Origin of the sequence: Flavobacterium jejuense (genome assembly GCF_006491595.2) — a bacterium.
In the GTDB taxonomy this organism is placed as follows: domain Bacteria; phylum Bacteroidota; class Bacteroidia; order Flavobacteriales; family Flavobacteriaceae; genus Flavobacterium; species Flavobacterium jejuense.
Genome location: NZ_VEVQ02000001.1, coordinates 163,665 through 176,078, shown reverse-complemented (window position 1 = coordinate 176,078; position 12,414 = coordinate 163,665). Strand labels below are relative to the sequence as shown.

The 12,414-nt window shown below is 29.7% G+C and carries 8 protein-coding genes; 1 reads left to right on the top strand and 7 read right to left on the bottom strand.

What is annotated here, in order from left to right; all coding sequences use genetic code 11:
* The first annotated feature begins 276 nt into the window (after positions 1 to 276).
* Positions 277 to 1,068, top strand: a complete 792-nt coding sequence (locus tag FIA58_RS00770; protein WP_140959014.1) for a carbonic anhydrase family protein — start codon at positions 277 to 279, stop codon at positions 1,066 to 1,068.
* A gap of 58 nt (positions 1,069 to 1,126) precedes the next feature.
* On the opposite strand, the gene ygiD is transcribed toward FIA58_RS00770, so the two are convergent.
* The 7 genes from ygiD to FIA58_RS00735 all read right to left on the bottom strand — a co-directional run bounded on the left by ygiD (position 1,127) and on the right by FIA58_RS00735 (position 12,358).
* On the bottom strand, positions 1,127 to 1,960 hold the full coding sequence (gene ygiD / locus FIA58_RS00765) for a 4,5-DOPA-extradiol-dioxygenase (protein WP_140959796.1): 834 nt from the start codon (positions 1,958 to 1,960) through the stop codon (positions 1,127 to 1,129).
* Positions 1,961 to 2,060: 100 nt separating this feature from the next.
* Positions 2,061 to 4,655, bottom strand: a complete 2,595-nt coding sequence (locus FIA58_RS00760; protein WP_165928824.1) for a T9SS type B sorting domain-containing protein — start codon at positions 4,653 to 4,655, stop codon at positions 2,061 to 2,063.
* Between the two features lie 286 nt (positions 4,656 to 4,941).
* A complete protein-coding gene (locus FIA58_RS00755) occupies positions 4,942 to 6,396 on the bottom strand; it encodes a TolC family protein (RefSeq protein ID WP_243754619.1) in 1,455 nt (484 codons plus the stop codon).
* 6 nt (positions 6,397 to 6,402) lie between these two features.
* Complete coding sequence (locus FIA58_RS00750; RefSeq protein ID WP_140959010.1) at positions 6,403 to 9,600, bottom strand: efflux RND transporter permease subunit; 3,198 nt, start codon at positions 9,598 to 9,600, stop codon at positions 6,403 to 6,405.
* A 24-nt stretch (positions 9,601 to 9,624) separates the two neighbouring features.
* Positions 9,625 to 10,707, bottom strand: coding sequence for an efflux RND transporter periplasmic adaptor subunit (locus FIA58_RS00745; protein ID WP_140959008.1), 1,083 nt, complete (start codon positions 10,705 to 10,707; stop codon positions 9,625 to 9,627).
* Between the two features lie 167 nt (positions 10,708 to 10,874).
* Positions 10,875 to 11,294, bottom strand: a complete 420-nt coding sequence (locus FIA58_RS00740) for a hypothetical protein (protein ID WP_140959006.1) — start codon at positions 11,292 to 11,294, stop codon at positions 10,875 to 10,877.
* A gap of 92 nt (positions 11,295 to 11,386) precedes the next feature.
* Positions 11,387 to 12,358, bottom strand: coding sequence for a YheT family hydrolase (locus FIA58_RS00735; protein ID WP_140959004.1), 972 nt, complete (start codon positions 12,356 to 12,358; stop codon positions 11,387 to 11,389).
* Positions 12,359 to 12,414: the final 56 nt, after the last annotated feature.

The window sequence follows — 12,414 nt, the reverse complement described above, 5'->3', positions numbered from 1 at the left end:
TGTTTTTCTTATTAAAACTATCTATTTAAAAAATGAGTTAAAGTGTTTTTATATTTAATACTGAGAAAATATTATAAACAATATCTACACTCTAAATAGTTATTTTAATTTACCAAATAACTTCACCTATTTTATAACTTTTACAGAAGAGTTTACAAAAAGTGTAATTATACTATTAGAACACTTTTAGTAAATGTGAAATATTTCTATGATATGTAATTAAAGTTATAGTAATTAGATTAAACCAAAATAATAAAAATAAAAATTTTAGATAAAATGAAAATAAATTTCAACAAAATAAGTCTTTTAGTGTTCTCGTCAATAATCATGTTTTCTTGTAATGATGATGATACTAATTCATTAAAAATAGATGAAACTACAGATTTTCCAGAAAGTATAATAAGTTACAACTTTCCACTTGGTACAACTAACTTAGAAGGCCAATCACCAATTAGCATCAATACATCTGCAACCGAAAAAATGAATACAGTAGATCCAGTTATTCATTATAATGCCATCACTTTGAATAGTGTAGAACATACTCCTGATAACTTAAAAGTAAATCTATCAACAACAGATAAAGCTAATAATTACATTACTATAAAAGGTTATAAATATGAGTTACAACAGTTTCATTTTCATCGTCATAGTGAACATGATATAAATGGCGAATATCAAACAATGGAAATTCATTTTGTAAATAAATCAGATTCAGGTGCATATGCTGTCTTAGGAGTTCTTATTAAAACAGGAAGTGTAAACGACGCTTTACAAACATTATTTGATGCATCACCAACTTCAACAGGAACTAACGCATTAACAGATACTTTTTATTTAAATTCTATTTTACCATCAGACACTGGTAAATATTATTCATATAGTGGGTCATTAACAACACCTAATTTAGATTTAACACCTAATCAAGGACCTTTAACATGGATAGTTTTCAAAAATGAAATCGAATTAACTACTCCTCAATTAGATGACTATGCAACTAAATATTCCGAAGAGAATTTCCGAGTTATTCAACCTTTAAACAACAGAAAAGTATACGAAAATATTAGATAACTGTTTTTATTAGAAGAGGCTGTCCAAAAAGCACAGACAGTCTCTTCTAATAAAAACACTACCCTATCTTAACTGAAGTCATTGTTAAAGAACCACCCACAGCCTTATCGTTGAAAAAGGCTACTTCATCATTTTCTGATTGCAAAGCTAAAATATATAATAATGGATAATAATGATCCGGAGTAGGAATGGCTAGTTTTGCTGCTTTGTTTAGTTTTTCATAATTAATAAGGTCTTTGTGAAAACCATTGGAAATCTTATCCTTAAAAATAGCATTCATTTCTAAAGCCCAATCAAAACCATATTCAGCTTCGTTTAATTTATTCCAAGCTACCATTCCTAAATTATGTACCATATTACCACTTCCAATTATTAATACTCCTTTTTTACGAAGTAACTGTAATTGTTTAGCCAATTCATAATGATACAAAGCTGGTTTATAATAATCTATACTCAATTGCAATACAGGAATATCAGCATTCGGATACATATGTTTTACAACAGACCAGGTACCATGATCTAAACCCCATTCATGATCTAGTTCTATAGCAGGATTAGTTACTATTTTTTGAATAGCAAGAGCCAATTCAGGATCCCCTGGAGCTGGATACTGTACATCAAATAAAGTCTGAGGAAAACCACCAAAATCATGTATGGTTTTAGGATTTGGCATTGCGGTTACTGCCGTTCCTTTGGTTAACCAATGAGCTGAAACTACAAGAACAGCTTTGGGAACTGGAATTTCCATTCCTATTTCATGCCATTTTTTTGAAAATACATTATCTTCAATAGCATTCATTGGAGAACCATGACCTATAAATAATACAGGCATTTTTTTATCTACCTCTAATAAGTCATTAGCCCAATTGTAAAACGAATTGATACTTCCCATAATAATACCTCCTGTAATTAATTTGATAAACTTTTCTCTTTCCATTAAAACACCAAACATTTGTATATACAAATAAAGCCTATTTAGATAACAAAAAAACTTATCTTTTTAAAGTAAAATGGCCTTTCTTTTCAATCATTTCACCATTAAATGAAGTTAAAGTTACTTTAAACCAATAATCAGATGATGGTAACTTTAGATTATTATATAGACCATTCCAACTCGATTGATTATCTAATAAGTTTAAAGCATAGATAAATTTACCATACCTATCAAAAATTTCTACTTTTGCACTTGAATAATTAGATTGAAAAGGGCCGTAAACCCTCCATTCATCATTAATACCATCATTATTAGGTGTGAAAAACTTAGGGAATTTTAGCAATAGAACATTTTCAATAATTATATTTTCACATCCATTTTCATCTTTTATATAAACTTTATAATTATTTGGTTCAAGATAAGTAAACGTATGAGAAGTTCCGTTACCATAATAATCAAATCCATCTAAAGAATACATATAATTACCCATACCAAGAATCGAAATAGATATTTCACCATTATCGGCATTTATAGAATTTAAAACTGGTATAGGTGCTTTTATAACACGGAAGTTTTTTTCCTGATTGCATACTATGCCGTTTTCTTCTTTAGAAACAGTTAATATAAAATTACCAACTTCTGATAATTCAAAAAATCTATTTGTAGATAATATACCTCCATTTAATTTTTCCCATTGCCAAGAGTCATTACTATATCCGCCATCAATAATAATAGGAGAATCTGTATTTTCGCAAATAGTATAAACTTCTTCAATATCTAAATTTAACTCAGGATTTACCACTCCGCTAAAAGGTATAATTCCAAAACAATTAAAATTTTCATCTTCTATTCTAACCCAAATTGTCATTGAAGGCAAAATAGGATACCTATCTAACATGTTTAATTTTGTTTGTGCATCTAATAAATTTCTGTAAAAACTGATTCTATAATTAGCGGGAATAGCAAGCTCATTAATTATTTCTTGTTTTTTAACTACGAGATTAAATTTTCCTAAAGAGTTCCCAATAGCATTATCAGAATTTTCACATACATAAATGGTTTCAATATCTGGAACAACCGATTGAATATTCTCTATAAAAAAACTGCTAACAATGGAACACCCTTTATCACTTTTTATTTTTACAAAAATTTCTTCAGGATTTGTAGTATTTGTATAGTTTTGGTGATTCGAAATTTCATTTATTTCATTATTAACATTATCTAAAGAGGTGTAAAAATAAAATTGAAAATCAGCATTCGAATATGTTAAATAATCCTTTATATTTTCTAAATTAAAAACCGAGAAACCATCAGAATCAGTATCGCATTGAGTTAAAGTTATATTTTCTTCTAAATCAGGTAATGGATAAACTTCTATATTTCTATATAAAGTTACTGTCTCATTATTTATAGTAATTGTAGCTTTAACCCTTTGAAATCCTGGACTTGTAAATATATGATCTGGATCAAATTCTGTAGAAAAGGTACCATCTCCAAAATCCCATTCTACAGAATCAATTGGTCCATATGCATCCAATTTAAAACTAAATGATGTATTTACACAATCATCATCAGATGCAATAATTCTATTTCTTAAAAAAGAGGATACAAAAATAGGCAACCCTTTTTTTGAATAACCAGATGAAAGGTTTATTACATTTCTTTCAAAATTACAAGCTTCCCCATATTCATCAGGTTTATTTATAACACTTAAAAAATTACTATCATTATCCATTTCATCATTGGAAATATAAATCTTTCCATTCTTAGCTAATTGTAATGATTTAGCATTCGGGTAACTTATTATATACGGATCAACAACTTCCATACTATCTCTAGCTGTAAATTGAAATTGAACAACATAGTTATCCCCAGAATAATAAAAATTATTAGAATCTTGAGAGAACTCAATACCATAAGGATTAATACCTAAACCAAATCTAGGGTAAGTATTCAATGATAGATAATGTACAAAATCTATATTATCATTATCAAATTCATATATGTAAATTATTCGTTGAGAATTGGCAGCAACAGCTAAATATTCTCCATTAGGAGATATTTTCATTGCTCCAAAGGACTCTATTTCTTCATTAACATTCCTAATAATTGGATTAATATCAACACCTAGAGTAGTTATTTTAAAAAATTTAAATACTGCTGTAGTAGTTTTTGTTAAGCAAATTAATCTATAAGAATTACTTCCAAAATGATAAATAGCTGCTAATCTTGCAGTAGCATCATTTGCAATTCTAATATTTTTAAGAGTAACAAGACCTAATGGATTTTGTGGAGAAAATTTAATTTCTGAATAAAAAATACCATTTACTGGCATTTGAGGTGTACTATTAGTAACGAATAGATAATATGTAAAGGGGTCATTTGGTTTTGGAATAATAATTGAAGTCTGAACACCTTCAATATCACCTTGCAAATTATCTCCATTGTCCATAATTTGATGATTTTTATTCCAGATAGTTCTACCATTGGTATAAAATAATAAATCACCACTACTATCAGAAATACTAGAACACCCTGCTGGAGTTATCATATTTCCATCTGTTAAAACACTCACATCACCATTTCCAAAATTAATTCCAGCATTTTCACCAAAGTACCAATTATCTGTTTCGTTTTGTGCTTCAGTTTTCAAAAAACTAAACATAAAAACTATTATCAAACACTGAAACACATTAAAATTGGGCATAAAAATTACATTGAAAACCATTCTTTAAAACGTTTGTTTCCAAATAGTTATTAACAGTAAAAGAATAGAAATTAAACCAAATTTAGTATTTTAATTATTACTTACAAACTTTTTGCTTCAATTTTAACTAAAAAACTTACAAGAAGAAATAAGTTCTTTATAAATAAAAAGAACCACTTTACTAAAAAAGTAAAATGGTTCTTAAAAAAAATATAATTATTGAAGAAAAAGTTTAATTCCAACCTCCACCTAATGCATGATAAATACTTACCATAGCATTCATCTGATGCATTTTAGTTTCAATTAGATCAAATTTTGATTCTAAAGCGTCACGCTGTGTTAATAACACTTCCATATAATCAGCTCTTGCAGATCTAAAAAGATCATTTGATATTGTAACCGAAGTATTAAGCGCTTCCACTTGTTGGGTTTTTAAATCATAGATTTGCTTCATATTATCAATCTTAGCTAATTGATTAGCTACTTCGATATAAGCATTTAAAATAGTCTTTTCATAATTATAAACCGCTTGAATTTGTTTTGCATTTGCAGTTTTATAAGTTGCTTTAATAGCATTTCTATTAATTAAAGGAGCTACCAAGTCACCTGCTAAAGAATACAACAACGATTCTGGGGTTTTAAATAAATACTTCGAATCGAAAGCGCGCAAACCGATACCAGCAGAAATACCTAAAGATGGATAAAAACGAGCTTTAGCAACTTTAATATCTAATTTTGCTGCAGCCAATTCCATTTCAGCTTGTTTTACGTCTGGTCTGTTTTCTAACAATTGAGCTGGAATTCCAGCATGAATAGTATTAGGTACTAAATCTATAAAAGAACTAGCACTTCTTTCCACTTTTTGAGGAAAACGTCCTACTAAAAAATTGATTCTATTTTCAGTTTCCACAATCTTTTGTTGCGTTTCAAACTCTAGACTTTTTGTGTCAAAAACTTGAGCCTCAAAACGTTTTACAGCTAATTCAGTTACTCTAGCTGATTCCTTTTGTAATTTCACAATCTTAAGTGCATTCACTTGAATTTCAATATTGTTTTTAACAATTGCTAATTGATTATCCAAAGCCAACAATTCATAGTATGAATTAGCAATTTCAGAAATTAAATTGGTTACCATGAAATTCTTTCCTTCAACTGATGCCAAATAACTACTTATTGCGGATTTTTTTGCATTATGTAATTTATTCCAAATATCAATTTCCCAAGTAGCATATGCGCCTATCGTATAATCTTGTAAAGGTTCTGGAGTTTCTATGCCAGGCTTAATTTCTGTAGTAGCATCATTAGCACCTTGGCTAGTGTATCTACCTACTTTTTCAACTCCTGCTCCTCCCTTAAGACCTATAAACGGTAAATATTCTCCTTTACGAGCTCTGATTTCATTTTTTGAAATCTCAATTTCTTGTAAAGTAATATTTAATTCTTGGTTATTTTGCAAAGCTGTTTCTATTAAAGAATTTAACTGTGCATCTACAAAGTAATCTTTCCATTTAATTGTAGCAGAATTAATTGTATCTTGAGAAGCATTGTAGCCTTCAGGAACATTAGTATTGGCTTCTTTTTGAGCCAAATTTGTAGTTTTACAACCTGCCAAACTTAGTAAAACTAAGAGGACAGTTGCATATATATAAAACTTATTACGAAGCATATTTATTGATTTTATATTCATTTTATTCTATTCTTCTTCCTCTTCCTCTTCAGGAAAACGATCTAATTGATGTACAAAATCTTCAGATAAAGAACTATCATCCTCATCATTAATTAATTTTCTTCCACTTGCCAATGTACCAAATATAAAGTACAAACCTGGTACAATAACTACTCCAAAAATAGTTCCAAAGAGCATTCCTCCTAGTGCTGCAGAACCAAGAGTTCTATTACCAATTGCACCCGCACCAGAAGCAAGCATTAATGGAATTAATCCAGCAATAAAGGCAAATGAAGTCATCAAAATAGGTCTGAAACGTACTTTAGCTCCTTCAATAGCTGCTTCAAGAATAGATAATCCTTCATGATGTTTTTGAACTGCAAATTCAACAATCAGTACTGCATTCTTACCTAGTAAACCGACGAGCATTATCAATCCTATTTGAGCATAAATATCATTTTGAAGCCCCATTATTTTTAGCAACAAAAATGAACCAAAAACTCCCACAGGCAATGAAAGTACTACTGCTAAAGGGATAATGAAACTTTCATATTGAGCAGCTAAAACAAAATAAACGAATACCAATACAATTAAGAAAATATAAATGGATTCATTTCCTCTACTAGCTTCATCATAAGAAAGACCTTCCCAAGCAATGTCATAACCTTTTGGTAAAGTTTCTTTAGCTACTTCACGAACTGCCTCAATAGCTTCCGCAGTGGTATAACCTTTTGCTGGAAGTCCTTGAATCGCAGCAGAATTATACATGTTAAAACGAGTAATCTCATTTGGTCCTTGTGTCTTCTTCAATTTCATAAATGCAGAATAAGGAACCATTTCTCCTTGATCATTTTTAATATAAAGATTTAACACGTCTGATGGCAATCTTCTAAATTTAGGATCTGATTGAACATATACCTTAAAAAAACGTTCAAACTTGATAAAACCTTGTTCGTAAGTACTACCAATTAAAATATCAAGATTTTCCATAGCTTTACCTATAGAGACACCTTTTTGCATAGCCAATTGGTTATCAATTTCCAATTCATACTGTGGATAATTTGCTGCGAAGAAAGAGAATAGACCTGCTAGTTCTTTACGTTTTTCTAAATTTTCCATGAATTTCTTGTTGATTTCATCAAAATCTTTGTAATCAACAGTAGTACTTTTATCTAATAAACGCATAGAAAAACCTCCAGAAGAACCGAATCCAGGAATTGCTGGTGGTTCAAAAAATTCGATTTTTGCTCCAAGTTCTTTAGATTTTTCTTCTAACTCTTCCATGATTTCAGTAACCTTATGTTCTCTTTCAGACCATGGTTTCAAGTTTATAAGACAAGTACCTGCATTAGAACCACGACCTTCTGTCATAATCTCATAACCTGCTAAAGAAGAAACTGATTCTACACCATCAACCTCTTCACAAATTTTTTGCAGTCTTTGTGAAACTTGGTTAGTAGTTTCTAATGTTGAACCTGGAGGAGTTTGAATAATAGCATATATTGTTCCCTGATCTTCACTTGGAATAAACCCTGAAGGAAGAATTTTATTTACGTAGAATGTACCTGCACAAAAAGCAATTAATACGAAAAAGGTTAACCATCTTCTACTAACTATAGATTTTAACAAGATTACATATTTTCCAGTAAGTTTATCAAATACTCTATTAAAGCTATCTAAAGATTTAGTTAGAATATTTTTTTTCTTTTCCTTTCCATGATTATTTTTCAATAACATAGCACATAAAACTGGTGTAAGGGTTAATGCAATAATCGCAGAAATAACAATAGAACTAGCCATTGTAATAGAAAACTGACGATAGAAAGTACCTACTGGACCAGACATAAAAGATATAGGTACAAATACTGACACCATAACAGCTGTAATTGCTATAATAGCACCACTAATTTCACCCAATACTTTCTTTACTGCTAGATAAGGTGTTATATGAGGATCCTCTTCAAACTTAGCATGCACTGCCTCGACGACCACAATAGCATCATCGACCACAATACCAATAGCTAATACAAGAGCAAATAGAGTTACCAAATTTATCGAAATTCCAAAAAACTGAATCACAAAGAAGGCACCAATTAAAGAGACTGGAACTGCTAATATAGGTATCAAAGTAGAGCGCCAATCACCAAGGAAAATAAAGACTACTAAAGCAACTAATATAAAAGCATCTCTTAATGTATCTATTACTTGCTCTATAGAAGCATCTAAAAATTTAGAAACGTCATAACTAATTTTATAATCCAATCCAGGAGGAAAAGTTTCTTTCATTTCCTCTAATTTTAATTTCACCTGCTCAATTACGTCATTAGCATTACTTCCATAGTTTTGTTTCAATACAATTGAAGCAGAAGGATGACCATCTAAGTTAGAATAAATATCAAAAAATTCACTTCCTAATTCTGCTCGTCCTATATCTTTTAAACGAATACTTTCTCCATTCGCATTGGCACGTATAATAACATTATCATATTGTTCTGGTTCACTAAACCTCCCTTTATAAGTCAAAACATATTCTAAAGATTGAGCTTCAATTCCTGAGCTTTGCCCTATACGTCCAGGACGACCTACTATACTTTGCTCTGCCAAAGCATCCATAACTTCATCAGTAGAAACATTATAAGCTCTCATACGATCTGGATTTAGCCAAATACGCATAGCATAAGTTCTACTTCCTAATATTTGTGATCTTGCAACACCTTTAATTCGGTTAATTTCTGGAAGCATCTTAACATTAGCATAGTTATATAGGAACTTTTCATCCATATTTTTACCCTTTGCATATAAGTTAACATACATTAACATACTTGGCTGAATTGGAGTAATTACAACTCCTTCTCGCTGTACCAGTTCTGGCAATAAAGGCATAACCTGATCCACTCTGGTTTTAACCCTAATAACGGCTTGGTTAGGATCTGTTCCTGGTTCAAAAATAATTCTTAAAGTAGCTTCACCTGCACTAGTTGCATCTGTTGCCATGTATCTCATTCCTTGTACACCATTGATAGAGTTCTCTAATGTAATAAGAGTAGATTTCACTAATACATCTGCACTTGCACCTGGATAAGCTATAAATATATTTACTGTTGTAGGAGCAATATCTGGAAATTGCGAAGTTGGCAATTTCATTATTGAAAGTGACCCCATAAAAACAATAATAATCGAGATTACTATCGCAAAAACGGGTCTATGTATAAATTTACTAAACATGTTTTATCTTTTTAAGTGATTCGATTATTCTGCATAAAGCTCTAAATGCGACAAAACTGATTCAGGCTTTTCTAATTTATACTCTATCTTTTCATTTTCTTTTACAAGACGTAATCCTTCTAGAAGAATTTTATCTTCTACAGCTAAACCTTCTTTCACAATAAAAAGGTGAGGTAATTCTGCCGCAAGAGTAATCTCTCTTGATTTTATTTCATTATTTTTATCAATTACATATACATATTTTTTATCAAGAACTTCAAAAGTAGCTTTTTGAGGAATTAACATAGCATCTTTAAAAGGAATAGTTACATGTATACTTCCTGTTTCTCCATGTCTTAAAAGTCCTTTAGGATTTGGAAAAGTTGCTCTAAATTGAATATTACCTGTTTCATTATTAAAATCGGCCTCAATTGTTTCCACCACTCCTGGATATTCGAAATATTTATTATTAGCCATTAAAAGATTAACTTTAGGCTTATTATCATTAGTTTGCTCAGCTCTAAAATCTAAATATTCAGCTTCTGGAACATTATAATACACCCACATTTTCCCATTATCAGAAAGAGTAGTAAGTAAATCTCCTTCTTCTACTAAACTTCCTAAACGCACGTGAAAACGGTCAACAATTCCATCAAATGGAGCTCTAATTTGTGTAAATTGTAAATGAACTTGAGACAAAGCTAATTCTGCTTTTGCTTTATCTAATTTAGCTTTAGCCATAGCCAATTCATTAGGTGCGACTACATTACTATCCGCTAAACGTTTTGTGTTTTGATATTCAATTTCTGCAAAACTAGCTTCTGCTTTTGCTTTCTCCATTTCTGCTTCATATAACTTAGGCATAATTTGAAACAATATTTGTCCTTGTTTAACAGATTGTCCCTCATCGATAAAAATTTTCTGTAAATATCCTCTTTCTTGTGCCCTTAATTCAATATGACGACTTGATTGAATTTGTGACACATAATCCTTAGTGATTAAGGTATCTTTTTTTATAGGGTTAGTAACTAAAAATTTGGTTCCTTCTTCTTTTTTTTCGATTTCTTTTTTGCAACTTGTATTTAGTAACAAGGCGCAACTACTCATGAATATGAGAACTTTCTTCATAATAATATATTTTAATAAATTGAATTGATTGCTGGTCTTTAAGAAATAAGTCGAAAAAATAATAGCAGATTACTTCTTAAATTCCTTTATTTTTTTGGAAAAAAATACACTTGATAAATTTATAAAACCAAGAAAAGACTAAAAAATAGTCTAGAAAAGAAACAAAATCATATTCTGAAGACGCTGAATATGATAAATAGTTTGTTGAATGTAAAATTAGAAAGTGAGTTAGAAAAAAGTGCTTTTTTTCTAATGTAAACTCTTAAATCACTTTCTTTAATTTGGTATAGAGATGAACTAAAGTAATTTCCAAACTCTATTAGTTTTTTTGAACTTGTAACTTCATCTTCCTCAATTTCAATATCAATTGCTTGAATTTTATAAGAGTCAATATCAAATGAAGAATGAAAATAATCAAATATGAAAGAAAAATTATTTTGTTCATTTACAAGATCACTATCCTTACCTATTTTTTGTTCTAATGAAAAAGCAGTATGATCCTTATTCGCATCAGCGAACAATTGTACATACCCTATTATAAGGGTAATTGATAATACTAAAAAATATTTAATTATATTTTTGGTCATACAGCGGACAAAATTAAATCATTTTTTTATTTTAACATTTAAGAAAGTGTTAAATATTTTAAATATGATAAACTATTTTATTTATATGATAATTATCTTACACTATGTAATGTTTCTATGAAAGCAAAAGCTCTTATTTCAGCATAGGAATGTGAATTATTTTTCATTGGAAAAGCACAATGTCCACCATATTTTGGAATTTCTAAATGAATGAACGAATTCTTTTTGGCTAAAGCCACAGGATAACAATCCTCTCCTAAAAAAGGATCATCCAATGCATTAATAATTAAAACTGGTACGATAATATTTTCTATATTTCTAGCAGGTGAAACTTTGAAATAATAATCTTCTCTATTTTTAAATCCATGTAAAGGTGCCGTAAAATTATCGTCTAAATCGTCAAAATTTTTAATATCTTTAATTTTATCCCAATTAAGAAGTTCAGGAAATTGTTGAGCCTTATACTTCAATTTTGGTATTAAATCATTAGTAAAATTTTTCATGTATACCTTATTAAAACCTTTCTTCAATGATTCTGCACTCGATTTGACTTCAATAGGAACAGAAACCGCTATTGCTGCTTTTATACGCTTATTAATAACTTTGTTACTACCTAAATAATTTAAAGTTTGTGCTCCACCCATTGAATAACCAATTAAATAAATCTCATCTACTTTAGTTAATGCAAATTGTATTACAGCATCTAAATCTTCAATCGCTGCATGATGATACAAACGAGGCAATCGATTCATTTCTCCACTACAGCTACGATTATTCCATGCAAAGACTGAAAAATTACGTTCCAAAAAATAAGTAGCACAACTATTCATGTAAGTTCGTTGAGAATTACCTTCCAATCCATGACATAAGATAATCGCTTTAGTACTATTCTTTAAATTGTAATCTATAGCTAAAAAGTCACCATCCTGCAATTCTAAGATTTCACGTTTATAAATAGGTGCTGGAAATTTTTTAAACATCCCTGCATAAATTGTAGAAACATGTTTATGTTTATGAAGGAACGAAACTGATTCGTCATAAGAAGAATTATTTATAAATGGCATAACTAAAACAAATCAATTTTATAATGACGAATTATAAAAATTATCGACAAAATATT